Source organism: Streptomyces roseicoloratus, assembly GCF_004117935.1.
GTDB classification, from domain to species: Bacteria; Actinomycetota; Actinomycetes; order Streptomycetales; family Streptomycetaceae; genus Streptomyces; species Streptomyces roseicoloratus.
The window spans coordinates 1-26651 of record NZ_SDOY01000181.1; the positions used below are offsets into that span (position 1 = coordinate 1).

The following is a 26651-nucleotide window of genomic DNA, read 5'->3' on the forward strand; positions in this document are numbered from 1 at the left end:
GATGGCACCGGCCCGGGCCGCGCGCGGGTCGGCGGCGGGCGGGACGGCGGGCAGGGGCACGACGGGCGCGCTGGGCACGGCGGACAGCTTGGGCGGGCCTCCGCGCCCGGGGCCGTACGGCGTACCGCCGTACGGGCCGTAACCGGTGGCGCGGCCGGCCGCGCCGGGCCCGTCGCCATCGGGCCCCTCGCCATCGGGCCCCTCGCCATCGGGCCCGTCCACGTCGAGGGCATCCGTGTCGGTGACGTGCGTGTCGGTGGCGTCCGTGTGGAGGCCGTCGTCATCGTGGCCGTCGCCGTAGTGGCCGTAGGCGTCGGAGCCGTATCCGTCGGCGTCGGAGCCGTCGGCGTCGGCATCACCCTCGCCGTACCCGTACCCGTACCCGTACTCCGCCGAGCCGTACGCGCCCGACCCGCGCCCGTCGCGCTCACCGCCGCGCGCGTGGGTGCCGTCCAGGTAGGCCTCGTCGTCGGCCGTCTCGTCCAGGTAGGTCTCGTCCGGATACGGCTCTTCCTCGCGGGCGCGCGGCAGGAGGGCACCGCGGGAGTGACCGCCCGTCAGAGGGAGCCCGCTGCCCTGGTGGTCGTCACGGCGGGAAGCGTACGGCTCCGACTGTCCGGCCTCGCCGTAGGCACCGTCTTCGCCGAACTCGCCGAACTCCCCGTCCTCGTCCGCGTCCTCGTCGTACGTCTCCGCCTCGTGGACGTCGTCCGGCGTCCCGTACCGCTCCGGCTGCCTCGGCACCTCGGCGTACGGGAACCCGTCGGCCTCCGGGACCGGTGCGTAGCCGCAGAGGGCCTCCTCCGCGGCGCCCGCGGCGAGGCCGGTGAGGACGACGCGGCCGTCGTCGCAGACGAGGACGGTGCGTGCGGTGACGTTGCGGTGGGTCCAGCCGTGGGCGTGGAGGGCGCGCAGGGCGGTGAGCAGGTCGGCGCCGATCTCGGCGGCCCGGTAGGGGGTGAGCGGGCCGTCGAGCAGGAGCTCGGACAGTGGCGTGGCGGCCACGAACTCACTGACTATCCACAGCGATCCGGCCTCCGCGAACACGTCGAAGACCTGGTCGAGGCGCGGGTGGTCGGGGATGCGGGCGGCGGCCTGGGCCGCCTCCACGGCGCGGCGGACCGTCGGGTCGGCCGGCCGGCGGGTGGCGCGGCCCTGGTCCGCGGGGGGCCGGCCGTCGAGGAGTTCGGCGTCGACGACCTCGGGCAGCGGCACCTGCCGGATGCGCACTTCCTGGCCGCTGTAGGTGTCGAACGCGCGCGTCTCGACGAGTTCGTACGCGTCCGGCGGCGGCAGGGGCAGGCGGTAGCGGTCCGCGAGCACCCTTCCGGCGTAGTCGTCCACGACGCCTCCCCACGCGCCTGCCGTCCCCCGTGCCCCGCCCTCACGGTGTCGGGCGGGGCTTCTCACGATACGTCCCGCCCGTCAGTCCTTGGGGCTGAACGTGGCGAACGCGGTGTCCCGCAGCGTCTTGCACTCCGTCGCGTCCCACGCGTCGGCACGGCAGCTGATCATGATCGAGTAGCCGTGCGTGGCGTCGACCTTGAAGCCGCGGTTGAGTATCCGGATCCGCTGGCCGCCCTGATTGCGCTCGAACTCCCAGTCCGCGACGGTCGGGTAGCCCTTGTACGAGACCGGGCTGATGCCGATGTGCTTGTAGCCGTTGCTGGAGGCGGCGACGCCGGCCATGGCGGCGCTCCAGGCGGCGGCCGCGTCGTCCTTCGGGCTGTCGTTGTAGTCGACCTGGACGCGCGGGAACGCGCCCTTGGACGCGTTGAAGATGCCCCCGGAGTTCGCGCCCGCTATGGCGGTCATCCGGAAGGAGGCCGGCATCGCCATCGAGAAGTGGAACCGGCCGTTGGTCACCATCACGTAGCCCGGGGGCAGCTTGGCCCCGTCGCCGCCGTTGCCGTTGCCGTCGGCGCCGTCCTGGTCGCCGCCGGGCGTTCCGGACGGCGTGGTGCCGGTCCGGCCGCCGTTGTCCGCGGGCTTGCCGCCGCTGCCCTGCTGGTCGGGGTCGCTCGGCGACTGGTCGGTGCCCTGGCCGTCGGCGCCGCCAGACGCGCTGCCGGCGGAGGCGGTGGTGCCGGCGGTGTTCCCGCCCTTGCCCTGGTCGGAGCCTTCCTGACCGCCGCCGAGGGCCACGTACAGGATGGTGCCGAGCAGCGCGACGAGCACGACCGCGGCGATGATGATCAGGGTGCGGCGCGGCACGACGTCGGTGAGCGACGCCTTGGGCGCGGCGGGCCGGTCGGGCGTGCCCGCTCCGGCGGCCGGGCGCCGGGGCTCGGGCCGGGCCGCGGTGGCGTTGCGCACGGACTTCAGGGCGCCGCGCATCCGCTCGGCGGCCGCGTCGGCGGGCTTCGCGGGCCTTGCCGGGGCGGCGGGACCGACCGGCGGGCGCTCGGGCGGCGGGGGCAGCGGCACGACCCGGGTCGCCTCGGGCGAGGGCTCCGGCCGCTTCTCGGGCGCGTCGAGCACGGCGCGCAGCAGGGCGCGGGCGCCCGCGTCGTCGAGTCGCTGGGCGGGGTCCTTGGCGAGCAGGCCGTAGATGACCTTCTCCAGCTCGGGGCCCGCGTTCTTCGGCGGGTCCACGGGCTCGGTCATCACCGCGGTGAGCGTGGCGATCGCGGAGCCCTTGTCGTAGGGCGGGCTGCCCTCGACGGCGGCGTAGAGCAGTCCGCCGAGCGACCACAGGTCGGCGGCGGGGCCGGGCTTGTGGCCGCGGGCCCGCTCGGGCGAGATGTACGAGGGCGCGCCGACGAGCATGCCCGTGGAGGTGATCGAGGGGTCGCCCTCGACCTGGGCGATGCCGAAGTCGGTGAGGACGGCCCGCCCGTCCTCGGCGATCAGTACGTTGGACGGCTTCACGTCGCGGTGCAGGATGCCCTCGCGGTGGGCGGAGCGCAGCACGTCGAGGATGGCGAGGCCGACCTCGGCGGCGCGCCGCGGGGTGAGCGTGCCGTCCTCGCGCACGGCGTCGGCGAGGGACTTGCCCTCGATGAGCTCCATGACGATCCACGGCCGGTCGTCCTCCTGGACGACGTCGTAGACGGTCACGGCGCCGTTGTTGCGGATCCGGGCGATGGCCTTGGCCTCGCGCAGGGTCCGGGTGACGAGGCGTCGCTTCTCGTCCTCGTCGATGCTGTTGGGGAAGCGGAGCTCCTTGACGGCGACGGTCCGGCCGAGCGTCTCGTCGACGGCGCGCCAGACGGTGCCCATGCCGCCGCGGCCGAGGACGACGCCGAGCCGGTAGCGCCCGGCGAGCAGCCGTCCTTCGGCGGACGTGGTGTCGGTACGGCCGGCGCGGGCGCCGGTTCCGGTGGCGTCGGCGCCGAATCCGGCCGCCGGGGCCGCCCCGTCGGTGGACCTGCTGCTCTTCGCCGGCTCGGCGGGCGCCTTGGCGGCCGCGGCGGCGCTGCCCGCGCCTCCGCCGGTGGATGCGCCGGTGGATGCGCCGGTGGATGCACTGCTCTTGGCCAGGCCCACCGGGGCCTTGGCGGGCTTCGCCGCGTCCGCGCCGGTGCCCGCCGACCCGCCGCTCTTGGCCAGGCCCACCGGGGTCCTGGCCGATGCGGGGCCGGCGGTGACCGCGTCGGCGGTCCCGTCGCCCGCGTCCTCTGTGCCGCCGGCCGGATCGGCCGACGTGCCGGCCGCCGTGGCCGCCGCCGTGGCCGCCGCCATGGCCGTGGCCGTGGCCTTCGGGTCCGGTGCGGCCGGCCGGCTGCCCATGACGCTGGTGGGCGTGTCCGTGGGCCGGGCGTCCTCCGGTTCCGCGGCCGACCGTCCGTCAGCGGCCGCGGCCGCCTTGGCGTCCCCGGTCGCCTTCGTGTCCTTCGACGCCGTCGCGTCCTGGTCCCGCTCCGCCTTGCGCGCGGCCGGAACCGCACCCCGGTCGCCGTCGATGGCTGCGCCCGCGGCGGAGTCCCGCCGGGGGTCCTGCCCCGAGTCCCGCGACTGCTCCGCCTCCGACATGCGTCCCCTCTGCGATCCCTGTTTCTCGCCCGCGTCCGGCGCTCCCGCTCGTCGCGGCAACCCGCCCTGGAAGAGAGCTCATTGTCCCTCACTCCGGGACCGCTGACTCCCCCGGGTCCGCACTCCGAGAACGTCGGACATCCCCCAGAGGTGCCCTGATCGGGTCAGATCGGCACGATGTCAGGCGCGCCGAGCCGCGCCGCGTCGGCCGTCAGGTCGTCGGGCTGGCGCTGCGATTCGCGTTCCGCCTCGACCCGCTTCTCGTAGTGCTCGACCTCCTTGTCGATCTGCCGGGCGTCCCAGCCGAGGACCGGTGCCATGAGTTCGGCGCACTCACGGGCGCTCAGGGTGCCCCGGTCGAAGGTCTCGATGGAGATCCTGGTGCGCCGGGTCAGGACGTCGTCGAGGTGGCGGGCGCCCTCGTGCGAGGCGGCGTAGACGATCTCGGCCTTCAGGTAGTCCTCGGCGGCGGGCAGGGGTCTGCCGAGCGCCGGGTCGGCGGCGACGAGGTCGAGGACCTCCTCCGTCAGGGAGCCGTAACGGTTGAGCAGATGCTCGACGCGGGCCACGTGGAGTCCGGTGCGCGCGGCGATCCCGGCGCGCGCGTTCCACAGCGCCCGGTAGCCCTCGGCGCCGAGCAGCGGGGTGTCCTCGGTGACGCAGGCGGCGACGCGCTTGTCGAGGGCGTGGACCGCCTCGTCCACGGCGTCCTTGGCCATGACGCGGTAGGTCGTGTACTTGCCGCCGGCGACGACGACCAGGCCGGGCACCGGGTGGGCGACGGTGTGTTCGCGGGAGAGCTTGCTGGTGGCGTCGGACTCGCCCGCCAGCAGGGGCCGCAGGCCCGCGTAGACGCCCTCGACGTCGTCGCGGGTGAGCGGGGTGGAGAGCACGCTGTTGACGCGGTCGAGCAGGTAGTCGATGTCGGCGCTGGAGGCGGCCGGGTGGGCCTTGTCGAGGTCCCAGTCGGTGTCGGTGGTCCCGATGATCCAGTGGCGGCCCCAGGGGATGACGAACAGCACGGACTTCTCGGTGCGCAGGATGAGTCCGGTGGTGGAGTGGATGCGGTCCTTGGGCACGACGAGGTGGATGCCCTTGGAGGCGCGGACGTGGAACTGCCCGCGCTCGCCGATGAGCGCCTGGGTGTCGTCGGTCCACACGCCGGTGGCGTTGACGATCTGACGGGCCCTGATCTCGTACTCGCCGCCGGTCTCGACGTCCCGGACGCGGGCGCCGACCACGCGCTCGCCCTCGCGCAGGAAGCCGACGACCCGGGCACGGCCGGCGACCCGGGCGCCGTAGCTCGCGGCGGTGCGGACGAGGGTGGTGACGAAGCGTGCGTCGTCCATCTGGGCGTCGTAGTACTGCAGGGCGCCGACGAGGGCGTCCTTGCGCAGGCAGGGGGCGACGCGCAGGGCGCGGCCGCGGCTGAGGTGGCGGTGGACGGGCAGTCCGCGGCCGTGGCCGGAGGAGACGGACATCGCGTCGTACAGCGCGACGCCGGAGCCCGCGTACAGCCGCTCCCAGCCCTTGTGCTGCAGGGGGTAGAGGAACGGGACGGGTTTGACGAGGTGGGGTGCGAGCCGTTCGAGGAGCAGGCCGCGCTCCTTCAGGGCCTCGCGGACGAGGGCGAAGTCGAGCATCTCCAGATAGCGCAGGCCGCCGTGGATCAGCTTGCTCGACCGGCTGGACGTGCCGGAGGCCCAGTCGCGGGCCTCGACGAGTCCGGTGGAGAGGCCTCTGGTGACGGCGTCCAGTGCGGTGCCCGCGCCGACGACTCCGGCGCCCACGACGAGGACGTCCAGTTCGTGCTCGGCCATCGCCGTCAGCGCCTCGGCGCGCTCGGCGGGTCCCAGTGTCGCTGTCCTCACGGTTCTGCCTCCCGTCGTCCCCCGGATGTCCCGCACACGCGAGCCGGGCCCGTGTGGTCCGGCTCACAGTCCCGATTCTGTCCCGCCGCCCCGACTTCAGCCACCGCCCCTCCCCCACCCTGTGGATAACACTCCGCGACCTTCGGCCTCACAATGCCGCAGAACGGTCATATTTACTCTTAGTCTGACATTGCGTCGGCCTCTCCCGGTCCACAGGGCTTGCGCGTCGCGTCCCCTCCGGCTACTGGGAAGGACGGCCCACCCTCCATGCCCGCTGATCTCGCCGTCATCGGCCTCGGCCACCACGGACTCCCCCTCGCCCAAGCAGCCACAGCGGCCGGCGTCGCCACCGTCGGCTACGACACCGATCCCCGCGCCGTCGCCGAACTCGCCGCCGGTCGCCCCCCCGTCGACGGCTCCCTCACCGCCGCCGAGATCCGCCGGATGCTCGCGTCCGGTTTCCGGCCCGCGACCGACCCGGCCGAACTCGGGCGCGTCCGCACCGTCGTCGTCTGCGCGCCCACCCCGCCGGGGCCCGACGGCACCCTCGACCTCACCGCCGTCACCGACGCCGCCCGCGCCCTCGCCGCCCGGCTGCGCCCCCACACCACCGTCCTCCTGGAGTCCCCGGTGCCGCCGGGCACCACCGAGGGCCCGCTGCGCGAACTCCTCGAGACGGGTTCAGGACTGCGCGCCGGACGCGACTTCCACCTCGCGTACTCGCCCGGCCGCCTCGACCCCGGCAGCCGCGTCCACGGCGGGGCGCGCGGGCTCGCCGCCGCGCCGAAGGTGATCGGCGGCCTCACGCCCGCCTGCACCGAGTCCGCCGCCGCCTTCTACGGGCGGCTCACCGACAAGGTGGTCCGCGCCCGCGGGCCGCGCGAGGCCGAGACGGTCAAGCTCCTGGAGACCAACTTCCGGCACGTCAACATCGCCCTGGTCAACGAGATGGCGGTGCTCTGCCACGAACTCGGCGTCGACCTCTGGGACGTCATCCGCTGCGCCGAGACCAAGCCCTTCGGCTTCCAGGCCTTCCGGCCGGGGCCCGGCGTCGGCGGCCACGGCGTGCCCGTCGAACGGCTGCCCGGGCACGGCCCGCTGCGGCTGGTCGAACTCGCCGGCCAGGTCAACGAGCGGATGCCCCCTTACGTGGTGCAGCGCAGCGCCACCCTCCTCAACGAGCACGGCAAGTCCGCGCGCGGCGCACGGGTCCTGCTGCTCGGCATCACGTACAAGCCGGACCTCGCCGACCGGCAGGGCTCACCCGCCGACGAGATCGCCCGCCGCCTGATGGACCTGGGCGCGGCCGTCAGCTACCACGACCCGTACGTCACCGACTGGCGCGTGCGCGACCTGCCCGTCCCGCGCGCCGACTCCCTCTACGAGGCCGCCGCCCACGCCGACCTGACGATCCTGCTCCAGCACCACCGCACGTACGACCTCCAGGGCCTGTCGGTGAAGGCCCAGCTCCTCCTCGACACCCGGGGAGCGACCCCGACGGGAGCGGCGCACCGGTTGTGACGAGGGGCGCGCGCCCGCGCCCGCACCTCGGGAAACCGTGGGGGGCCAGGCCCCGTCCGGTACCGCACGAAACAGGCGGAGCCCACCGCACAGGCCATGCGACCGGCTCCTGGACGGTGCACGGAGTGTCCGCCCCTCTTGTGTGTGTGGGGCGGCCGCTCACCACCCGAGAAGCACATGCGAGAGGGCCCCGCACCACCCGGTGCGGGGCCCTCTCGCGTGCGTACGGCCGCGGGTCAGCGCTTGTGCTCGGACTCGGCGACCGTGACCTCGACGCGCTGGAACTCCTTGAGCTCGCTATAGCCCGTGGTGGCCATCGCGCGGCGCAGGGCGCCGAAGAAGTTCATCGAGCCGTCGGGCGTGTGGGACGGGCCCGCGAGGATCTCCTCGGTGGTGCCGACCATGCCGAGGTCGACCAGCTTGCCGCGCGGCACGTCCTCGTGGACGGCCTCCATGCCCCAGTGGTGGCCCTTGCCGGGCGCGTCCGTGGCGCGGGCCAGCGGGGAGCCCATCATGACCGCGTCCGCGCCGCAGGCGATGGCCTTCGGCAGGTCGCCGGACCAGCCCACGCCGCCGTCGGCGATCACGTGCACGTAGCGGCCGCCGGACTCGTCCATGTAGTCGCGGCGGGCCGCGGCCACGTCGGCGACGGCGGTGGCCATCGGGACCTGGATGCCGAGCACGTTGCGCGTGGTGTGCGCGGCGCCGCCGCCGAAGCCGACCAGGACGCCCGCGGCGCCGGTGCGCATCAGGTGCAGGGCCGCGGTGTAGGTGGCGCAGCCGCCGACGATGACGGGGACGTCGAGCTCGTAGATGAACTGCTTGAGGTTCAGCGGCTCGGCGGCGCCGGAGACGTGCTCGGCGGAGACGGTGGTGCCGCGGATCACGAAGATGTCCACGCCGGCGTCGACGACGGCCTTGGAGAACTGCGCGGTGCGCTGCGGGGAGAGCGCGGCGGCGGTGACCACACCCGAGTCGCGCACCTCCTTGATGCGCTGACCGATCAGCTCTTCCTTGATCGGAGCGGCGTAGATCTCCTGCAGACGGCGGGTCGCGGTGGCCTCGTCCAGCTCGGCGATCTCGTCGAGCAGCGGCTGCGGGTCCTCGTAGCGGGTCCACAGGCCCTCGAGGTTCAGCACGCCGAGGCCGCCGAGCTCGCCGATGCGGATGGCGGTCTGCGGCGAGACGACGGAGTCCATGGGGGCGGCCAGGAACGGCAGCTCGAAGCGGTAGGCGTCGATCTGCCAGGCGATCGAGACCTCCTTCGGGTCCCGGGTGCGCCGGCTCGGTACGACGGCGATGTCGTCGAACGCGTACGCCCTGCGGCCGCGCTTGCCGCGCCCGATCTCGATCTCAGTCACGTTGTGTGGCCTTTCCCTCTGTGTCTGCGCCTACCAGTATCCCCGACACACGCCGCGGGGGCGGCTCCGGCCACATGCCGGAACCGCCCCCGTGGGTCGCGCTGTGTGACCGGAAGCTACTTCCGGCTGTAGTTCGGCGCCTCGACCGTCATCTGGATGTCGTGCGGGTGGCTCTCCTTGAGGCCCGCCGCGGTGATCCGGACGAAGCGGCCCTTGGACTCCATCTCCGCGATGCTGGCCGCGCCCACGTAGCCCATGGTCTGGCGCAGGCCGCCGACGAGCTGGTGCAGCACGTTGGCGAGCGGGCCGCGGTAGGGCACCTGGCCCTCGATGCCCTCGGGGACGAGCTTGTCGTCGGACGACACCTCGGCCTGGAAGTAGCGGTCCTTGGAGTACGACCGGCCCTGGCCGCGGGACTGCATGGCGCCGAGCGAGCCCATGCCGCGGTACGACTTGAACTGCTTGCCGTTGATGAAGAGCAGTTCGCCGGGCGACTCCTCACAGCCCGCGAGGAGGCTGCCGAGCATCACGGTGTCGGCACCGGCGGCCAGCGCCTTGCCGATGTCGCCGGAGTACTGCAGGCCGCCGTCGCCGATCAGCGGGATGCCCGCCGAGCGGGCCGCGAGGGAGGCCTCGTAGATGGCGGTGATCTGCGGGACGCCGATGCCGGCGACCACGCGGGTGGTGCAGATGGAGCCGGGGCCCACGCCGACCTTGATGCCGTCGACACCGGCGTCGATCATCGCCTGGGCGCCGTCACGGGTGGCGACGTTGCCGCCGATCACGTCGACGTCCACGCTCGACTTGATCTTCGCCATCCAGCTCAGGGCGTTGCTGTTGTGGCCGTGCGAGGTGTCGACGACGAGGAAGTCCACACCGGCCGCGGCGAGCGCCTGGGCGCGCTCCAGGGACTCGGGGCTGGCGCCCACGGCGGCGCCGACGAGCAGCCGGCCCTCGGAGTCCTTCGCCGCGTTCGGGTACTGCTCCGCCTTGACGAAGTCCTTGACGGTGATGAGGCCCTTGAGCACGCCCGCGTCGTCGACCAGCGGCAGCTTCTCGATCTTGTGGCGGCGCAGCAGCTCCATGGCGTCGACGCCGGAGATGCCGACCTTGCCGGTGACCAGCGGCATCGGCGTCATGACCTCGCGGACCTGACGGCTGCGGTCGCTCTCGAAGGCCATGTCGCGGTTGGTCACGATGCCCAGGAGCTTGCCGTCCGGGCTGGTGACCGGGACACCGCTGATGCGGAACTTGGCGCAGAGCGCGTCCGCCTCGGCGAGCGTCGCCTCCGGGTGCACGGTGATGGGGTCGGTGACCATGCCGGACTCGGAACGCTTGACGAGGTCGACCTGGTTGACCTGGTCCTCGATCGAGAGGTTCCGGTGCAGCACGCCGACGCCGCCCAGCCGGGCCATCGCGATCGCCATGCGGGACTCGGTCACCTTGTCCATCGCCGCGGACAGCAGCGGGATGTTGACCCGGACGTTGCGGGAGATGCGGGACGAGGTGTCGACCGCGTTGGGGAGCACCTCGGATGCACCCGGCAGCAACAGCACATCGTCGTAGGTCAGCCCGAGTGTCGCGAATTTCTCGGGCACTCCGTCGACGTTGGTCATGACACCTTCCCCAATGGCCTTGATCGGTGCGGATGTCCATGCTAACGGCCCGCGGCGGTGTCTCATTCCACGAGCAAGATCAGCCGGCAGCTTTGGAGGTTCCTACGTGTACGTGAGGGACACCCGCGGCCGCCGGCCCTTACTGCTCGGCCAGCGCCCGCAGTCGGCTCAGTGCCCGGTGCTGGGCGACCCGTACCGCCCCCGGGGACATGCCGAGCATCTGCCCGGTCTCCTCGGCGGTCAGGCCGACGGCCACCCGCAGGACCAGGAGCTCGCGCTGGTTCTCCGGGAGGTTGGCGAGCAGCCTCTTGGCCCATTCGGCGTCGTCGCTGAGCAGCGCGCGCTCCTCGGGGCCGAGCGAGTCGTCGGGCCGCTCGGGCATCTCGTCGGAGGGCACGGCCGTCGATCCGGGGTGCCGCATGGCGGCCCGCTGGAGGTCGGCGACCTTGTGTCCGGCGATGGCGAAGACGAAGGCCTCGAAGGGCCTGCCGGTGTCCTTGTAGCGCGGCAGCGCCATGAGCACGGCGACGCAGACCTCCTGGGCGAGGTCCTCCACGAAGTGGCGGGCGTCACCGGGCAGCCGGTTCAGCCGCGTACGGCAGTAGCGCAGGGCGAGCGGATGCACGCGCGCGAGGAGGTCGTGCGTGGCCTGCTCGTCCCCCTCGACGGCACGGTGAACGAGTGCTCCGATCTCCCCCTGCCCGGCGGGCACGGGTGACCCCACGGTCTCGTCGTCGCGCATCGCTCCATGGTGCCTCGGCGCCCGCTCGTTCGCGGCACCGCGCCCGTAGTTGTGCACCGAAGCGTTATGAGCAGGTGCGCCGGGACTCATCTCCTGCGCCCTCCCCTTCCGCTCGATCTCCGCCGGCTGGTCCGACTCGTCCGTCTCGTCCCCGAGGAACTCCACGCCTTCAAGGATGCGGCATTCCGCGGGGAAGTGACACAAGCCCACCCCGTCCGCCCCGCGGCGGACGGGGACGCGGCCGGCGGCCGCGGGTCAGCGCACCAGGCCCCAGCGGAATCCGAGCGCGACGGCGTGCGCCCGGTCCGAGGCGCCCAGCTTCTTGAAGAGGCGCCGGGCGTGGGTCTTGACGGTGTCCTCGGAGAGGAAGAGCTCGCGCCCGATCTCCGCGTTGGACCGGCCGTGGCTCATGCCCTCGAGGACCTGGATCTCACGGGCGGTGAGGGTCGGCGCGGCGCCCATCTCGGCCGAGCGCAGCCGGCGCGGGGCGAGCCGCCAGGTCGGGTCGGCGAGCGCCTGGGTGACGGTGGCCCGCAGCTCGGCGCGGGAGGCGTCCTTGTGCAGGTAGCCCCGGGCGCCGGCGGCGACGGCGAGCGCCACGCCGTCCAGGTCCTCGGCGACGGTGAGCATGATGATGCGGGCGCCGGGGTCGGCGGACAGCAGCCGCCGGACGGTCTCCACGCCGCCCAGACCGGGCATGCGTACGTCCATCAGGATCAGGTCCGAGCGGTCCGCACCCCAGCGGCGGAGGACTTCCTCCCCGTTGGCCGCGGTGGTCACGCGCTCGACGCCGGGCACGGTCGCGACCGCGCGGCGCAGGGCCTCTCGGGCAAGCGGGGAGTCGTCGCAGACGAGGACGGATGTCATGCCTGACCTCCGCAACTCTCGCGGCTGAAGCGCGTCACCTTGAGCCTCCAGGGCTGGTACGAATCGTCACCTGTGCGGTTGACGCCCTCGGACACCTGCCCGAGTGCTTGTTCCTTCAACCGCCTCCGCACTCTCAACGATGGTCACTCGAAAGAGTTACGGGTCGGACGGCCGCCTTCGGCACTCCGCGTAAGGGCCCGTACGCGGATCAGAGCGTCGCAGGTCACCCGTCCTCCAGTCGAAGCTATGCCCCATTTAGCGGGTTTTCTTCCCTTTTTGCGGTGTCTGTGGCTAGATTCGCAATGAGTCATATTTACATCTACTCAGTCAGTAGTTGTACGGTCGGATCGAACCCGCAGGAGCGGGTACCCGAGACCCACGGAGGGGGCAGAGGGCCCCGTCCGATCAGCCATACACCCGCCCACCTATCCGTTCGACACGGTTTCAAGGGGACAAGCGCAATGGCAGATTTCTCCCGCCTTCCCGGACCCAACGCCGATCTGTGGGACTGGCAGCTGCTCGCGGCCTGCCGAGGGGTCGACAGCTCCCTGTTCTTCCACCCCGAGGGTGAGCGCGGCGCGGCACGGAGTGCGCGCGAGAACTCGGCGAAAGAGGTCTGCATGCGGTGCCCGGTACGCGCGGAGTGCGCGGCACACGCGCTCGCCGTACGGGAGCCCTACGGCGTCTGGGGCGGCCTCACCGAGGACGAACGCGAGGAACTCATGGGCCGGGCGCGCAACCGCCTGGTCTCGACGGCGGCCGGCCCCGCGGCCACCGCGGCACGGGCGTCGACCACGAGCTCGGCCGGCGTGACACACGCATGAAGGAACGTTTCTCCACAGAGGTGTGACACACAGGGGCGTGACGCACAGGGGTTTCTGACGGGGTGACAGCGCCGGACCGCCGGACCGCACCCGGCCGTCGCCGGCCCGGCACGCCGCACCGCACGCCGCCCGGGGGCGCGCGGCGGGCTCGTGGTCACCCGCGGGGCACCCGTACGGCCCGACTCCCGTCCGTCCGTTCGGCCTGACCCGCGCGCGGGCCGTGGCCCGGACGGACGCGGGCCGCTCACTCCGACGGGCGCGCCGTCCTCACCCCGTCGGCGGAAGACGGGTCACCCCGACGGCCGGGGGGCGTGCGGCGGGGCCGCCGTCGGCGCTCCGCCGGTGGAGCGGGGGCGTCCACCCGTACGGACGCGGATGGGACCACCCGTACGGACGCGGGTCCGTGTCACCCGGGTGGAGTCAGGGTCGCGCACCGGAGTCGCCGCGACCGCCGGCGTGCCTTCCCGCCGGAACCGGCGGCCGGGATCCGGCGGAGTCCGTCCGGCGCCGTCCGGGCCCGGCGGGCTCGGGAAGCGGCGGACCAGGCGCGCCCGCCGGGCCGGGGAAGCGGCGGACCAGGCCATTCAGGAGCCGGTCGGCTCGGGAAGCGGCGGACCAGGTCGTTCAGGAGCCGGTGGGCTCGGGAAGCGGCGGACCAGGCCGTTCAGGAGCCGGTGGGCTCCGGGGTGCGGCCCGTGCGGGCGGCGGCGTGGGTGAGTTCGTCGAGGGTGGCGGCGACCGCGGGGACCTGGGCCAGGTCGGGAAGGGTCAGCGCCACGATCTCCCGCTCGACGGCCGGTTCGACCGTCACGGCGACGGCTCCCCTCGGCCGTACGGACTCCACCGCCAGCTCCGGCAGCACCGCCACGCCCAGGCCCGCGCTCACGAGCCCCACGACGGCCGGGTAGTCGTCGGTGGCGAAGTCGATCCGGGGCGTGAAGCCCGCCGTCTCGCAGACGTCGACCAGTTGGCGGCGGCAGCGCGGACAGCCCGCGATCCACGGGTCGTCGGCGAGCTCGCCGATCGCGACGGAGCCGGCGCCGGCCAGCCGGTGCCCCTCGGGCACCAGGCCGACGAGCCGGTCGGCGAGGAGCGGGCGGACGACCAGGTCGTCCCAGGAGTCGGGGCCCGCCCCGTAGCGGAAGGCGAGTGCCACGTCGCAGTCGCCCTCGCGCAGCATCTCCACCGAGCGCGGCGGCTCGGCCTCGACCAGGGAGACCCGGGTGCCGGGGTGGGCCGCGCGCAGGGCGGCGAGGGCGGTGGGGACCAGGGTGGAGCTGCCGCTGGGGAAGGAGACGAGGCGGACCCGGCCGGCCCGCAGGCCCGCGATCGCGGCGACCTCCTCCTCGGCGGCGGTCAGTCCCGCCAGGATGCCGGAGGCGTGCCGGACCAGCGCCTCACCGGCCTGGGTGAGCCGCATCTCGCGGCCGGTGCGCACCAGCAGCGGCGTGCCGGCGGAGGATTCGAGCGCTTTCATCTGCTGGCTCACCGCGGGCTGAGTGCAGCCGAGTTCGCGGGCGGCGGCGGAGAACGAGCCGGTCGCGGCGACGGCGCGCAGGACGCGGAGGTGGCGGGCCTCGATCATGCTTCGAGCATAAGCGATACTTGGAAGCGACGCCGAATTCCACTGATCAACTTTGAGGTCGGGAGGGTCGGCCGCGGTTAGGGTCCCGGTATGGATCTCCCCATGGAACTACTCAGCGTGAACGCCGGCCGGGCCACGGCCGTGGACTACACCGCCGCCCCGTCGGGGCTGACGGGCATCGACAAGCGGCCGGTCGACGGACCCGTACGGATCGAGGCGCCGCGGCCGGGCGGGGCCAGTGGTGTCGCCGGTGACGCCGTCTGCGACCTGCGGTTCCACGGCGGCGCGGACCGGGCCGCGTACGCGTTCGCGCGCGAGGACCTGGACGCCTGGGAGCGGGAGCTGGGCCGGACGTTCGCCCCCGGCTCCTTCGGCGAGAACCTCACCACCCGGGGTCTCGACGTCAACAACGCCCTGATCGGCGAGCGGTGGCGGATCGGCGACCAGGTGGTCCTGGAGGTGACCGGCGGCCGCATCCCGTGCCGCACCTTCGCCGGATTCCTCGAGGAGAAGGGCTGGGTCCGCCGCTTCAACGCCTCGGCGGCGGGTCCCGGCGCGCTGCTCCGGGTGATCGTCCCGGGCGAGGTACGGGCCGGCGACCGGATGGAGATCGTGCACCGCCCCGCCCACGACGTCACCGTCGCCCGGCTCCACCACGCCGCGACGGCCGACCGCACGCTGCTGCCGGAGACGCTGGTGGCGGCGGAGTGGATGGAGTCGGGACTGCTGGGTCTCGCGCGGTCGTACGCGGAGAAGTACGGGGAGAAGTAAGGGAAGTAAGGGAAGAAGTACGGCGAGAAGTTCGGAGAGGAGTTCGGGGAGAAGTACGGCGAGGAGTTCGGGGAACAGTTCGGGGAGCGGCAGGCGCGGCACCGGTCGGGGTGACCGGTGGGTGGACGGGACGGCTTCCGCACACACGGCGTCCACACACCGCGGGTTACCGTGCCGCGTATGACGACTGCACTGATTACGGGGGCGACGGCCGGCATCGGCGCCGCCTTCGCCCGGCGGCTCGCCGCCGACGGACACGACGTGGTGCTGGTGGCGCGCGACGTGAAGCGCCTGCGGGAGCAGGCGACCGAACTGCACGACCGGCACGGGATCGAGGCCGAGGTGCTGGCGGCGGACCTGTCCGAGGAGGACGGGATCGCCGCCGTGGAGGCCCGGTTGTCCGACACCAAGCGCCCGGTCGACCTCCTGGTGAACAACGCGGGGTTCGGCAACAAGGGCCGCTTCCTCGAGGTGTCCATGGCCGACGAGCTCACCATGCTGAAGGTGCACTGCGAGGCGGTGCTGCGGCTGACGTCCGCGGCGGCCGCCTCGATGCGCTCGCGGGGCCGGGGCGGGATCGTGAACGTCGCCTCGGTCGCCGCGTTCGTGCCCCGCGGCACCTACGGGGCCTCCAAGTCGTGGGTCGTGCAGTTCACCCAGGGCGCGGCGCGGGACCTCGCGGGCAGCGGGGTGCGGCTGATGGCGCTGTGCCCCGGCTTCGTCCGGACGGAGTTCCACCAGCGGGCGGGGATGGGCACGGACAACATCCCGGGCTGGATGTGGCTGGACGCGGACAAGCTGGCGGCCGCGGCGCTGTCCGACCTGGCCCGGGGCAAGTCGCTGTCCATCCCGGACCCCCGGTACAAGGCACTGATGGGCGTCGTGAAGCTGGCGCCGCGCGGGCTGCTCGGCGGCGTGTCCTCGAAGGCGGGACGCAAGTACGGGCCGAAGTAGGTCCGTAGCCGAGGACGAGGGGAACCCGGGGACTCGGACGGGCGGGTACGGAGCGGAGCCCCGGGGCACGGACGGGCGGGTACGAGGAGGGGCCCCGGGGCGCGGACGGGCATGTGCGAAGAGGAGCCCCGGGGCGCGGACGGGCGGGTACTCAGGGGGAGTTGAGTACCCGCGCACTGCTCTGATGGGCTGCGGCCGGGGATTCTCTGGCCATGGACCGGACACTTCTGAGACTCTCGCCGCTGCTGACGGCTCTCGCGGCGGCCGCGGCCTGGGCGGCATGGCTCGGCTGGGACCAGGCGCGCGACGTGCACCCGGACGGCTCGGTGAGCGGGCCCTACGAGGCATGGCAGGTCGTCGGGCTCGTGCTGACCCTGTCGGCGCCGCTCTTCTGGACGGCGTCCCGGCGGCACGTCGTCGCCGGTGCGCTCGGCACCTCGGCCGGGCTCACCGCCGCCGCCTGGGTCGACTGGTCGGACGACGCCAGCGGCCTCTCCATGATCGGCGTGGTCATGGTCTTGCTCGGGAGCCTGGCGGCGACCTTCGGCGCCTCCGCTCTCGTCGCCTCCGTCACCGGGCGCCGTGGGCGAGGCCGAGGCCGGCCTGAGGGACGGGGCGGGTTCCCGGACGCGCCCGCGTAGGAGAATCCTGGGGACGCCGTGATCGGGCGTCAAGGAGAGTGGAGTGAATGATCGAAATTTCTTGCGTTCGATCATTCTGCTGCTGATCTGCTCTATGGTCGGGAGACGACCACCACCGCCAGGGGAACCGAGGGGACCACGCCGTGCGCGAGAGTGCTGCCGAACGACACGACCGACTGCTGGCCCTGGTGCGCGAGCGCGGCACGGCACGGGTCTCCGACCTGGCCGGACTGCTCGGGGTCTCCCCCGTCACCGCCCGCCGGGACGTCGAGGCACTGGCCGCCAAGGGGCTGCTCGACCGGGTGCACGGCCAGGTCTCCTGGCCCCGCGCCCGGCAGGGCGTGCCCGCGGGCGGCGGGAGCGGCCTGGTCGTCGGCCTGCTCGCGCCGTCCGCCGGCTACTACTTCGCCGAGGTCATCAGGGGCGCCCACGAGGCCGCCGCCCGGGCGGGCGCCCGGCTCATCCTGCGGATCTCCGACTACCGGCCGGAGGAGGACCGGGCGCGCACCGAGGGCCTGCTCGCGGCGGGCGCCGAGGGCGTGCTGGTCGCACCCGGCTGGCGCGGCCCCGAGGACCGGCTCGCCTACGGCGACTGGCTCGCCGAGCTGCCGGTGCCGGCCGTGCTCCTGGAGCGCCGGGCCGCGCCGGGCACACCGCTCGACGGCCTGGACCGGGTGTCCTCCGACCACGCCCACGGCGTCCTGCTCGCCCTGCGCCACCTGCTGGACCTCGGCCACGCGGCCCCGCTCCTGATGGCCCGGAGCGACAGCCCGACCGCGCTCGCCGTGCGCGCCGGATACGCCGACGCGCTGGCCGCGCTCGGCCTGGAGGCGCCGCGCGAGGTGATCGACTCCGTACCGGCGGAGACCGACCCCGCGGGCTTCGAACGGGCCGTGCGGGCCCTGCACGAGGCGGTGACGTCGGGGCGCGCGAGCGCGGCGCTCGTGCACAACGACGTGGACGCGATCCAGATCGTGCAGCGGCTCGCCGAACTCGGCGTGCGGGTGCCGGAGGACCTGGCCCTGATCGCGTACGACGACGAGGTCGCCGCACTCGCCGACACCCCGCTCACGGCGGTCGCCCCGCCCAAGCGGCAGGTGGGCAGGCATGCCACGGAGCTGCTGGTGGAGCGGCTGGGCGCGGGGTCGGGCGGCGACGAGGACGAGGCGGCGCGGCGGCATCTGAGCCTGTTGCCGCGGCTGCGGGTGCGCGCCTCCTGCGGGGCCTCCCGAACGACAGCTGTCTGATCTTTTTTCGATCAATCACTCTTTCGCTCTTGACTTCGCTCAGGAACCGTCCCAGGATCACGGCCAACCCCGTCCACGCCCCGTGTCAGGAGCCGTGCCGTGAGCCGTACCCGGAACCGTCGGAGCAGAACCACCCGTGCCATAGCCGTCACCGCCGCCGCCACCGCCCTCGCCGTCCTCACGGCCTGCGGCGGGGGTGACGGCGCCGCCGAGGGCAGCGCGGACCAGCCCGTCACCCTGACCTTCTGGGGCTGGGCCAAGGGCACCAAGGACGTGGTCGACGCGTTCAACGCCTCCCACGAGAACATCCAGGTGACGTTCGAGGAGATCCCCTCCGGCACCGCCGGCGGCTACGCCAAGATCTCCAACGCCGTGAAGGCCGGCAACGCCCCCGACCTCGTCTCCATCGAGTACGCCTCGCTCCCCGAGTTCGTCTCCTCCGGCGCCCTACAGGACATCGGCGACGAGTTCACCGAGCTGGACCGCGGCAAGCTGCTCCCGCAGGCCGTGGAGCTCACCACCCTCGGCGGCAAGAGCTGGGCGGTTCCGTTCGACGCCGCCCCGCAGGCCTTCTACTACCGCAAGGACCTCTTCGCGAAGTACCGGATCGACGTGCCGAAGACCTGGGACGAGTTCAAGACCGCCGCGGAGAAGGTCAAGAAGGCCGATCCCGAGGTGCGCATCGCCACCTTCTTCCCCGACGACCCGACCACCTTCGAGGCCATGGTCTGGCAGGCCGGCGCCCAGTGGTTCAAGGCCGAGGACGACACCTGGAAGATCGACACCACCGACCCGGACACCACCCGCGTCGCCGCCTACTGGCAGGGCCTGCTCGACGCCGACCTCGTCCACAAGGACGCCTCCTTCACCCCCGAGTGGACCGGCTCCCTCAAGAACGGCACCACCATCGGCTACCTCGGCGCCTCCTGGGGCGCGGGCGTCCTCAAGGGCACCCTGCCCGAGCAGAGCGGCAAGTGGGCCGTCGCGCCCATGCCGCACTGGGGCAGCCCCGCCAGCGGCATGCTCGGCGGCACCTCCTTCGCCGTGACCAAGGACAGCAAGAAGAAGGCCGCCGCGGTCGAGTTCGCCGAGTGGATGTCCACCACCGAGGCCGGGGTGAAGGCCCGCATCGCCTCCGGCACCTCCAGCGCCTTCCCCGCCGCCACCGCCCTCCGCCCGGTCGCCAAGTCCTCCTTCGACGCGAGCTACTACGGCGGCCAGGACATCTACGCCCTCTTCGAGGAGGCCGGCGCCTCCATCAACGGCACCTGGGCCTGGGGACCGAGCACCGGCACCACCAACACCACCATCAAGGACCAGTTCGGCAGGCTCGGCAAGGGCGGCCCGAGCATCGCCGACGCCGTGAAGGCCGGCCACGACGCCACCGTCGCCGAGCTCACCAGGCGCGGACTGAAGGTCGAGGGCTGACCCGGTGAACGCCCGCACCCGCGCGGCGGCGACCCTGCTGGCCCCGTTCTTCCTGCTCTTCACCGCGGTGATGGTGGTGCCGATCGGATACGCGGTCTGGCTCAGCCTCTTCACCGAGAAGCAGTCGGGACTCGGCTTCGGCGGCGCCGAGACCGTCTTCAGCGGACTCGACAACTACACCGCCGCGCTGGGTGACCGGGCCTTCCGCGAAGGCTTCGGCGTGCTGCTCGGATACTGCCTGTTCTACATCCCGCCGCTGCTCGCCGGGGCCCTCGGCCTCGCCCTGCTGCTGGACTCCGCGCTCGCCCGCGCCCGCCGCTTCTTCCAGCTCGCGCTCTTCCTGCCACACGCCGTCCCCGGCATCATCGCCGCGCTGATCTGGGTCTACCTCTACACGCCCCAGCTCAGCCCGGTCGTCCGGGCCATGGAGGCCGGCGGCGTCGGATTCGACTTCTTCTCGCCTTCCGGCGCCCTCCCCTCCATCGTCAACATCGCCCTGTGGGAATGGCTCGGCTACAACATGGTCATCTTCTACGCGGCGCTCCAGGCCGTGGACCGCTCCGTCCTGGAGGCCGCCACCGTCGACGGCGCCGGAGCCTGGCGCGTCGCCTTCAGCATCAAGGTCCCGCTGATCCGCGCCTCGATCGTGATGGTCGGCCTCTTCACCCTCATCGGCTCGCTCCAGCTGTTCACCGAACCGCTCATCCTCGAGAAGGGCACCGGCTCCGCCGTCACCTCCACCTGGACGCCCAACATGTACGCGTACACGGCGGCCTTCGACCGCAACGACTACGGACTGGCGGCGGCCGCCTCCGTGCTGCTGGCCCTGACGGCCGCGCTGCTCTCCTTCGCCGTCACCCGCCTGACCGGCCGCGGGACCCGCCGGACCCGCACGGCCGCCCGCCGGGCTCCCGCGACCCGTACCGCCGACGGCCGGACCCGCCGGACCCGCCGCAAGGAGAAGACGGCATGAGCAAGCCCCGTACGCCCTCCGTCTGGCTGTCGAGGACCGCCGTCAACGGCGCCCTCGCCCTCGCCGTCGTCTACATGCTCTTCCCGCTGGTCTGGCTGGTCACCGCCGCCACCAAGGACGCCGGCGGCCTCCTCGCCGGGAACGCCTTCTCCTTCGAGGGCTTCGACCTCGGCGGCAACCTCTCCCGCCTCGCCGAGCACAACGACGGCATCTACTTCCGCTGGTACCTCAACAGCCTGCTCTACGCGGGCCTCGGCGCCCTCGCGTGCTCGCTCATCAGCGTCGCCGCGGGCTACGCCTTCGACAAGTACGCCTTCCCCGGCAAGGAGAAGCTGTTCGGCGTGGTCCTCCTCGGCGTGCTCGTCCCCACCACCGCGCTCGCCCTGCCCATGTACCTGCTCGCCAGCGAGGCGGGCATCGTCAACACCTACGCGGCCGTGCTGCTGCCCGTCCTCGTCAACCCCTTCGGCGTCTACCTCGCCCGGGTCTTCAGTGCCGGCTACGTCCCCGACGAAGCCCTGGAGGCCGCCCGTATCGACGGGGCCGGCGAACTGCGCACCTTCTGGTCCATCGGTCTGCGCATGATCATGCCCGGCTTCGTGACCGTCTTCCTCTTCCAGTTCACCGCGATCTGGAACAACTTCTTCCTCCCCCTGGTGATGCTCTCGGACCAGAAGCTCTTCCCGCTGAGCCTCGGCCTCTACGCGTGGAACAGCAACGCCCACGCCGAACCCGACTTCTACCCCCTCGTCGTCACCGGATCCCTGCTCGCCGTCGTCCCGCTCGTCGTCGCCTTCGTCTCCCTCCAGCGCCACTGGAAGGCGGGCCTGACCGCCGGCAGCGTCAAGTGAGGAACACAGGTCCCAGGATGCAGCCCACCACTGACAACCACCCCTCCGCCGCCCCCACCCGCCGCCCTTCCCTCCTCCTCGCCATGGGTCCCGGCGTGGCCGGGCGCCTCCTCACCGAGGAGCACCGCACCCGCCTGAGCACCCTCACCCGCACCGACCCGCGCCTCGTCGCCCACGACCTGACCGCGCCGGACCCCGCCGTGGCCGCCGCCCTCGCCGAGGCCGAACTGCTCCTCACCTGCTGGGGCGCCACCCCGCTCACCCCCGAGGTGCTGGCCCGCGCCCCGCGCCTCAGGGCGGTCGTCCACGCGGCCGGCTCGGTCAAGCACCACGTCACCGACGCCTGCTGGGACCGCGGCATCCGCGTCACCTCGGCCGCCGGGGCCAACGCCCTGCCCGTCGCCGAGTACACCCTCGCCGCGATCCTCTTCGCCGGGAAGCGGGTGCTGCGCTCCGCCCAGCAGTACGCCGAACTCCGCACCGACCAGGCCTGGCTCGCCGAGTCCGGCCCCTGGGGCAACTACCGCAGGACCGTCGGCATCGTGGGTGCCTCCCGCATCGGCCGCCGGGTCGTCGACCTGCTCCGCCCCTTCGACCTCGACGTGCTCCTCCACGACCCGTACGTGACGGAGGCGCCGCCCGGCACCGAACTCGTGGGCCTCGACGAGCTGTGCGCCCGCGCCACGGTCGTCTCCGTGCACGCGCCCCAACTCCCGTCCACGTACCGCATGATCGGAGCCCGTCAGCTCGCCGCGATGCCCGACGGGGCCACCCTGGTCAACACCGCCCGCGGCTCCCTCGTCGACGAGGAGGCCCTGCTGCCGCACCTGCTCAGCGGCCGGCTGCACGCGGTCCTCGACGTCACCGACCCCGAACTCCCCGCCCCCGACTCCCCGCTCTACAGCCTCCCCAACGTCCTGCTCACCCCGCACGTCGCCGGCTCGCTCGGCAACGAACTCCACCGCATGGCCGACCAGGCCCTGGCGGAGGTGGCGCGGTACGCGGCCGGGGAACCGTTCGCGGAGGAGGTGCGGGCCGCGGACCTGACGCGGTCGGCGTAGGACGCGCTCGGCGTGGGGGGCGGTCCTACACTGGAGAGGTCCTGCCCCGCCCTCGGACGTCTCCGGGAGGCGTCATGAGTTTCGTACAGATCATCGACTGCAAGACCAGCCGGATCGACGACCTCAACCGGCTGATGGACCAGTGGGTCGAGCAGACCAAGGGCAAACGCACCGCGACCCACAGCATCGTCGGCAAGGACCGCTCCGACGCCTCCCACGTGGTCGAGATCGTCGAGTTCCCCTCGTACGACGTGGCCATGCGCAACTCCCAGCTCCCGGAGACCGACAGGATCTTCCGCGAGATGGTCGCGCTCTGCGACGAGATGCCCACGTTCACCGACCTGGACGTGGTGCGGGACGAGGCGCTGTACAAGGCCAACGCCCGGCGGCTCCTCGAGATGATCGCGGACGAGCCGGAGCTGGCGCTGCTCGACGAGGTGCTCGCCGAGAACTACCACGACCACGACCCGACCAACGAGCAGGACGTCATCGGGATGGACGCCGTCCGGCGCGAGGTCGCGATGTGGCGCGGTGGTTTCGACTTCGCCTTCACCGTCGACGACCAGATCGCCGAGGGCGACCGGGTCTGCACGCGGTGGACCTGGCGGGGCAGCCACACCGGTGACTTCATGGGCCTCCAGCCGACCGGCATGGAGGTGACGATGACCGGCACCGTCGTCCACCGCTGCCGGGACGACGGGAAGATCGTCGAAGGCTGGTGGCAGTACGACCTGCTGGGCCTGATGGGGCAGCTCGGCGCCGTGGAGGCCTGACGGCCTCGCGGCACCGGACGGCACCGAGGCCCGGTGCTCCCGCGACGGGAGCACCGGGCCTCGGTGGTGGGTCGGCCGGCCGGCCGGTCGTCAGTCAGTCAGCCGTGCGCCGGCCGGTGACGGCCTCAGTGGGAGTGGCCGTGGCCACCGTGGCTGTGGCCGTGGTTCTCCGGCTCCTCCTCCTTCTTCTCCACCACGAGGGTCTCGGTGGTGAGGAGCAGGGAGGCGATCGAGGCGGCGTTCTCCAGGGCGGAGCGCGTCACCTTCACCGGGTCGATGACGCCGGCCTTGACCAGGTCGCCGTACTCGCCGGTGGCGGCGTTGAAGCCCTGGCCCTTCTCGAGCTCCGCCACCTTCGCGGTGATGACGTAGCCCTCGAGGCCGGCGTTCTCGGCGATCCAGCGCAGCGGCTCGACGGCGGCGCGGCGGACGACGGCGACACCGGTGGCCTCGTCGCCGGTCTTGTCGAGGTTGCCCTCGAGGACCTTGACGGCGTGGACCAGCGCGGAGCCACCACCGGAGACGATGCCCTCCTCGACCGCGGCGCGGGTCGCGGAGATGGCGTCCTCCAGACGGTGCTTCTTCTCCTTCAGCTCCACCTCGGTGGCAGCGCCGACCTTGATCACGCACACGCCGCCGGCCAGCTTCGCGAGGCGCTCCTGGAGCTTCTCGCGGTCCCAGTCGGAGTCCGTGGCCTCGATCTCGGCCTTGATCTGGTTGACGCGGCCGAGGACGTCCTCGGAGGAGCCGGCGCCGTCCACGATCGTGGTGTCGTCCTTGGTGACGGTCACGCGGCGGGCGGTGCCCAGCACGTCCAGACCGGCCTGGTCGAGCTTGAGGCCGACCTCCTCGGAGATGACGGTGGCACCGGTGAGGGTGGCCATGTCCTGGAGCATCGCCTTGCGGCGGTCACCGAAGCCGGGCGCCTTGACGGCGACGGCGTTGAAGGTGCCGCGGATCTTGTTGACGACGAGGGTGGAGAGGGCCTCGCCCTCGACGTCCTCGGCGATGATCAGCAGCGGCTTGGAGCCACCGGCCTGGATGACCTTCTCGAGCAGCGGCAGGAGGTCCTGGATGGAGGAGATCTTGCCCTGGTTGATCAGGATGTACGGGTCGTCGAGGACGGCCTCCATGCGCTCCTGGTCGCTCACCATGTACGGGGACAGGTAGCCCTTGTCGAAGGCCATGCCCTCGGTGAAGTCGAGCTCCAGGCCGAAGGTGTTGGACTCCTCGACGGTGATGACGCCGTCCTTGCCGACCTTGTCCATCGCCTCGGCGATGAGCTCGCCGACCTGCTGGTCCTGCGCGGAGAGCGCGGCGACGGCGGCGATGTCGGACTTGTCGTCGATCGGGCGCGCGGTGGCGAGCAGCTCGTCGGAGACGGCCTTGACGGCGGCGTCGATGCCCTTCTTCAGGGCGGCCGGGGAGGCGCCGGCGGCGACGTTGCGCAGACCCTCGCGGACCAGGGCCTGGGCGAGGACGGTGGCGGTGGTGGTGCCGTCACCCGCGATGTCGTTGGTCTTGGTCGCCACCTCCTTCACCAGCTGGGCGCCGAGGTTCTCGTACGGGTCCTCGATCTCGACCTCGCGGGCGATCGTGACACCGTCGTTGGTGATGGTGGGGGCACCGAACTTCTTGTCGATGACGACGTTGCGGCCCTTGGGGCCGATCGTCACCTTCACCGTGTCGGCAAGCTTGTTGACGCCGCGCTCAAGGGCGCGACGGGCGTCCTCGTCGAACTTCAGGATCTTCGCCATGGGAGCGATTCAGCCCTCTCGGAAATCGTTGAAAGAAAACTGCGCCCCTGGACGCCCGCGGAAAACCAGGGGGTCAGGGGCGCAGCTCAAAGCATCTGTCCAGGTGCCTTCGAAGGCCCTTGGCGAATTACTTCTCGATGATCGCGAGGACGTCGCGAGCCGAGAGGACGAGGTACTCCTCGCCGTTGTACTTCACCTCGGTGCCGCCGTACTTGCTGTAGAGCACGACGTCGCCGACCTTGACGTCGAGCGGCAGGCGCTCGCCGTTCTCGAAGCGGCCCGGACCCACGGCGAGGACGGCGCCCTCCTGGGGCTTCTCCTTCGCGGTGTCCGGGATGACCAGGCCAGAGGCGGTGGTCTGCTCGGCGTCGAGCGGCTGGACCACGATGCGGTCCTCGAGCGGCTTGATGGCAACCTTGGAGCTGGTGGTCGTCACGATCCGACCTCCCCCTTCGGAGATCTCACGGGGTTAACTGTCTGAGGTGGCGACCAGGTGGATCCGTCGTCGCGGGTGCCGGACCTGCCCGTCGCTGTGTTGGCACTCTCCTGCGGGGAGTGCCAGAGCCGAGACTATGACCGCGATTAGCACTCGGTCAAGCGGAGTGCCAATTCACGACCCCGTGGCGTGACGGGCCGGTGCCGCCGCCTCCCGGTGAGGGGGAACGCTCGGGCGGATCTTGTGGTTCCGTACGAGCGGACTCACCTTCTCCGCCGCCTTGCGGCCGAGCCGTTCGATCGGGTCGACCGAGGGGGCGCAGCCCGGGACGACGGCGAGCAGCGCGCCGGCCAGGGCCACCGCGGCGGTCAGCCGGCGCGCCCGGCTCATACGTAGTCCTCCAGCTTCGCGACCGCGTACCCCTTGGACGTGACCGTCTTCATCACCCGGCGGATCATGTCCGGCATGCTGCCCTTCCAGTCCTCCTTGCCGCGGAAGTGGGTGAGGATGATGTCGCCGGGGTGCAGGTCCCGGTCCCACTCGCGCCACTCCATGTGGTCGGGGAAGGCCTCGGCCGCCCACAGCGGGACCGCCTTGACGCCGCAGGACTTGGCGGCGCGCAGGGTGTCCTGGTTGTAGTTGCCGTACGGCGGCCTGAGCAGCTCGGGCCGCTTGCCGAAGCGCTTCTGGATGATGTCCTGCATCCCGCAGATCTGCCGCTTCTGGTCGTCGTAGTCGAGGCCGGGCAGGTAGGGGTGGGTGAGGGTGTGGTTGTGCAGGGACACCCCGGCGTCCTGCATCTTCTTGAAGTAGCCGTAGTCCTCCTTCACCAGGTAGTCGCTGAGGAAGGCGCTGTACGGGATCTTCAGCTCGCTCATCATCCGCAGCAGCTCGGGGTCCTTCTCCGCGCCGTCGTCGATCGTCAGGAAGACGACCTTCTGCTTGGTCGGCACGGTCGTGAAGACCGGCGGCAGGCCCGCCCCCTTGGTCTCGAAGCCCTTGCGGGTGGTGATCCTCGGCTTCACCCTGGGCGGCTCGGGCGCTTCGAGCGGCGGCTGGGCCAGGCCCCACTTCTTCGCCGCGGCGACCCTGGCCGCGCGGGCCTTGCGGACCCGGTCGACGTAGGCGTCGAGCGCGCCGGCCGCGCCCTCGACGCGCGGCTGCTGGCCCGCGGCCGGCTTGGCCGGGGCGGGCCGCTCCTCCGCGGCGGGCCCGGCGCAGGCGGCGCCGAGCGCGCCGACGAGCAGGGCGGCCCCGACCGCCCGTACGCCCCGGAACAGGGGCTTCTGTTCTTTTTGTCTGACAAGCTGCATGGCGCCGCATCCTGTCAGCGGCACGCCCTTCCGGGCCGCCGACACCACCGGCGGCGCCCCACCGTCAGCCACCCGGCCCGCACC

General features: G+C 72.4%; 23 protein-coding genes. 11 read left to right on the forward strand and 12 right to left on the reverse strand.

Translation table 11 applies throughout. From position 1 onward, the window contains the following. The 3 genes from ESG85_RS36510 to ESG85_RS34310 form a co-directional block, all read right to left on the reverse strand. The coding region (locus ESG85_RS36510) for a protein kinase (protein ID WP_246095569.1) at positions 1-1344 on the reverse strand (1344 nt) is incomplete at its 3' end. Positions 1345-1425: 81 nt separating this feature from the next. Then, entirely contained in the window at positions 1426-3732 is a 2307-nt protein-coding gene (locus ESG85_RS34305) for a serine/threonine-protein kinase (protein WP_425471338.1), read from the reverse strand. Positions 3733-4139: 407 nt separating this feature from the next. Next, positions 4140-5846, reverse strand: a complete 1707-nt coding sequence (locus tag ESG85_RS34310) for a glycerol-3-phosphate dehydrogenase/oxidase (RefSeq protein ID WP_128985083.1) — start codon at positions 5844-5846, stop codon at positions 4140-4142. 267 nt (positions 5847-6113) lie between these two features. Here ESG85_RS34310 and ESG85_RS34315 point away from each other — a divergent pair, with 267 nt between their 5' ends. After that, positions 6114-7367 carry a nucleotide sugar dehydrogenase gene (locus ESG85_RS34315; RefSeq protein ID WP_128985084.1) on the forward strand — a complete coding sequence of 418 codons (1254 nt, stop codon included), beginning with the start codon at positions 6114-6116 and terminating at the stop codon, positions 7365-7367. A 236-nt stretch (positions 7368-7603) separates the two neighbouring features. Here ESG85_RS34315 and ESG85_RS34320 read toward each other — a convergent pair whose 3' ends face one another. The 4 genes from ESG85_RS34320 to ESG85_RS34335 all read right to left on the reverse strand — a co-directional run bounded on the left by ESG85_RS34320 (position 7604) and on the right by ESG85_RS34335 (position 11953). After that, positions 7604-8728, reverse strand: coding sequence for a GuaB3 family IMP dehydrogenase-related protein (locus ESG85_RS34320; protein ID WP_128985085.1), 1125 nt, complete (start codon positions 8726-8728; stop codon positions 7604-7606). A 116-nt stretch (positions 8729-8844) separates the two neighbouring features. Then, positions 8845-10344, reverse strand: coding sequence for an IMP dehydrogenase (guaB, locus tag ESG85_RS34325; RefSeq protein WP_128985086.1), 1500 nt, complete (start codon positions 10342-10344; stop codon positions 8845-8847). 139 nt (positions 10345-10483) lie between these two features. Beyond that, positions 10484-11086 (reverse strand): sigma-70 family RNA polymerase sigma factor, encoded by a 603-nt coding sequence (locus ESG85_RS34330; protein WP_128985087.1) that lies wholly within the window; start codon positions 11084-11086, stop codon positions 10484-10486. A gap of 255 nt (positions 11087-11341) precedes the next feature. Beyond that, positions 11342-11953, reverse strand: coding sequence for a response regulator transcription factor (locus tag ESG85_RS34335; RefSeq protein ID WP_003948568.1), 612 nt, complete (start codon positions 11951-11953; stop codon positions 11342-11344). 461 nt (positions 11954-12414) lie between these two features. On the opposite strand from ESG85_RS34335, the gene ESG85_RS34340 reads away from it, so the two are divergent. Then, a complete protein-coding gene (locus ESG85_RS34340) occupies positions 12415-12777 on the forward strand; it encodes a WhiB family transcriptional regulator (RefSeq protein ID WP_128985088.1) in 363 nt (120 codons plus the stop codon). 664 nt (positions 12778-13441) lie between these two features. On the opposite strand, the gene ESG85_RS34345 is transcribed toward ESG85_RS34340, so the two are convergent. After that, on the reverse strand, positions 13442-14362 hold the full coding sequence (locus ESG85_RS34345; RefSeq protein WP_128985089.1) for a LysR family transcriptional regulator: 921 nt from the start codon (positions 14360-14362) through the stop codon (positions 13442-13444). Between the two features lie 102 nt (positions 14363-14464). On the opposite strand from ESG85_RS34345, the gene ESG85_RS34350 reads away from it, so the two are divergent. From ESG85_RS34350 to ESG85_RS34390, 9 genes are all read left to right on the forward strand, one after another. Further along, the gene (locus ESG85_RS34350) at positions 14465-15133 is read left to right on the forward strand and encodes an MOSC domain-containing protein (protein WP_128985145.1); all 669 of its coding nucleotides are present in this window, start codon (positions 14465-14467) and stop codon (positions 15131-15133) included. Between the two features lie 180 nt (positions 15134-15313). After that, entirely contained in the window at positions 15314-16087 is a 774-nt protein-coding gene (locus ESG85_RS34355; protein ID WP_128985090.1) for an SDR family NAD(P)-dependent oxidoreductase, read from the forward strand. 212 nt (positions 16088-16299) lie between these two features. After that, positions 16300-16728 (forward strand): hypothetical protein, encoded by a 429-nt coding sequence (locus ESG85_RS34360; RefSeq protein WP_128985091.1) that lies wholly within the window; start codon positions 16300-16302, stop codon positions 16726-16728. 143 nt (positions 16729-16871) lie between these two features. Further along, complete coding sequence (locus ESG85_RS34365) at positions 16872-17975, forward strand: substrate-binding domain-containing protein (protein WP_128985092.1); 1104 nt, start codon at positions 16872-16874, stop codon at positions 17973-17975. Positions 17976-18074: 99 nt separating this feature from the next. Next, positions 18075-19403, forward strand: a complete 1329-nt coding sequence (locus tag ESG85_RS34370; protein WP_128985093.1) for an ABC transporter substrate-binding protein — start codon at positions 18075-18077, stop codon at positions 19401-19403. A 4-nt stretch (positions 19404-19407) separates the two neighbouring features. Next, positions 19408-20376: a carbohydrate ABC transporter permease gene (locus tag ESG85_RS34375; protein WP_246095571.1), complete on the forward strand. Its 969-nt coding sequence runs from the start codon at positions 19408-19410 to the stop codon at positions 20374-20376. After that, positions 20373-21227: a carbohydrate ABC transporter permease gene (locus tag ESG85_RS34380; protein WP_128985094.1), complete on the forward strand. Its 855-nt coding sequence runs from the start codon at positions 20373-20375 to the stop codon at positions 21225-21227. The genes ESG85_RS34375 and ESG85_RS34380 overlap by 4 nt, the downstream gene beginning before the upstream one ends. 17 nt (positions 21228-21244) lie before the next feature. After that, positions 21245-22288 (forward strand): hydroxyacid dehydrogenase, encoded by a 1044-nt coding sequence (locus ESG85_RS34385; RefSeq protein WP_128985095.1) that lies wholly within the window; start codon positions 21245-21247, stop codon positions 22286-22288. Between the two features lie 74 nt (positions 22289-22362). Then, a complete protein-coding gene (locus tag ESG85_RS34390) occupies positions 22363-23061 on the forward strand; it encodes an ester cyclase (protein ID WP_128985096.1) in 699 nt (232 codons plus the stop codon). A 125-nt stretch (positions 23062-23186) separates the two neighbouring features. On the opposite strand, the gene groL is transcribed toward ESG85_RS34390, so the two are convergent. The 4 genes from groL to ESG85_RS34410 all read right to left on the reverse strand — a co-directional run bounded on the left by groL (position 23187) and on the right by ESG85_RS34410 (position 26567). After that, the gene (groL, locus tag ESG85_RS34395; protein ID WP_128985097.1) at positions 23187-24818 is read right to left on the reverse strand and encodes a chaperonin GroEL; all 1632 of its coding nucleotides are present in this window, start codon (positions 24816-24818) and stop codon (positions 23187-23189) included. A gap of 127 nt (positions 24819-24945) precedes the next feature. Beyond that, entirely contained in the window at positions 24946-25254 is a 309-nt protein-coding gene (groES, locus tag ESG85_RS34400) for a co-chaperone GroES (RefSeq protein ID WP_020132158.1), read from the reverse strand. Positions 25255-25428: 174 nt separating this feature from the next. Further along, a complete protein-coding gene (locus ESG85_RS36515) occupies positions 25429-25644 on the reverse strand; it encodes a hypothetical protein (RefSeq protein ID WP_128985098.1) in 216 nt (71 codons plus the stop codon). Next, complete coding sequence (locus ESG85_RS34410; RefSeq protein WP_128985099.1) at positions 25641-26567, reverse strand: polysaccharide deacetylase family protein; 927 nt, start codon at positions 26565-26567, stop codon at positions 25641-25643. The genes ESG85_RS36515 and ESG85_RS34410 overlap by 4 nt, the downstream gene beginning before the upstream one ends. Positions 26568-26651: the final 84 nt, after the last annotated feature.

What these genes read in the sequence shown, in the direction of transcription:
- ESG85_RS34305 (WP_425471338.1), bottom strand. Translation starts at nt 3,732, where the DNA reads ATGGGCAGCCGGCCGGCCGCACCGGACCCGAAGGCCACGGCCACGGCC.
- ESG85_RS34315 (WP_128985084.1), top strand. Translation starts at nt 6,114, where the DNA reads ATGCCCGCTGATCTCGCCGTCATCGGCCTCGGCCACCACGGACTCCCC.
- guaB (WP_128985086.1), bottom strand. Translation starts at nt 10,344, where the DNA reads ATGACCAACGTCGACGGAGTGCCCGAGAAATTCGCGACACTCGGGCTG.
- ESG85_RS34330 (WP_128985087.1), bottom strand. Translation starts at nt 11,086, where the DNA reads ATGCGCGACGACGAGACCGTGGGGTCACCCGTGCCCGCCGGGCAGGGG.
- ESG85_RS34335 (WP_003948568.1), bottom strand. Translation starts at nt 11,953, where the DNA reads ATGACATCCGTCCTCGTCTGCGACGACTCCCCGCTTGCCCGAGAGGCC.
- ESG85_RS34340 (WP_128985088.1), top strand. Translation starts at nt 12,415, where the DNA reads ATGGCAGATTTCTCCCGCCTTCCCGGACCCAACGCCGATCTGTGGGAC.
- ESG85_RS34345 (WP_128985089.1), bottom strand. Translation starts at nt 14,362, where the DNA reads ATGATCGAGGCCCGCCACCTCCGCGTCCTGCGCGCCGTCGCCGCGACC.
- ESG85_RS34350 (WP_128985145.1), top strand. Translation starts at nt 14,465, where the DNA reads ATGGAACTACTCAGCGTGAACGCCGGCCGGGCCACGGCCGTGGACTAC.
- ESG85_RS34355 (WP_128985090.1), top strand. Translation starts at nt 15,314, where the DNA reads ATGACGACTGCACTGATTACGGGGGCGACGGCCGGCATCGGCGCCGCC.
- ESG85_RS34360 (WP_128985091.1), top strand. Translation starts at nt 16,300, where the DNA reads ATGGACCGGACACTTCTGAGACTCTCGCCGCTGCTGACGGCTCTCGCG.
- ESG85_RS34380 (WP_128985094.1), top strand. Translation starts at nt 20,373, where the DNA reads ATGAGCAAGCCCCGTACGCCCTCCGTCTGGCTGTCGAGGACCGCCGTC.
- ESG85_RS34385 (WP_128985095.1), top strand. Translation starts at nt 21,245, where the DNA reads ATGCAGCCCACCACTGACAACCACCCCTCCGCCGCCCCCACCCGCCGC.
- ESG85_RS34390 (WP_128985096.1), top strand. Translation starts at nt 22,363, where the DNA reads ATGAGTTTCGTACAGATCATCGACTGCAAGACCAGCCGGATCGACGAC.
- groL (WP_128985097.1), bottom strand. Translation starts at nt 24,818, where the DNA reads ATGGCGAAGATCCTGAAGTTCGACGAGGACGCCCGTCGCGCCCTTGAG.
- ESG85_RS36515 (WP_128985098.1), bottom strand. Translation starts at nt 25,644, where the DNA reads ATGAGCCGGGCGCGCCGGCTGACCGCCGCGGTGGCCCTGGCCGGCGCG.
- ESG85_RS34410 (WP_128985099.1), bottom strand. Translation starts at nt 26,567, where the DNA reads ATGCAGCTTGTCAGACAAAAAGAACAGAAGCCCCTGTTCCGGGGCGTA.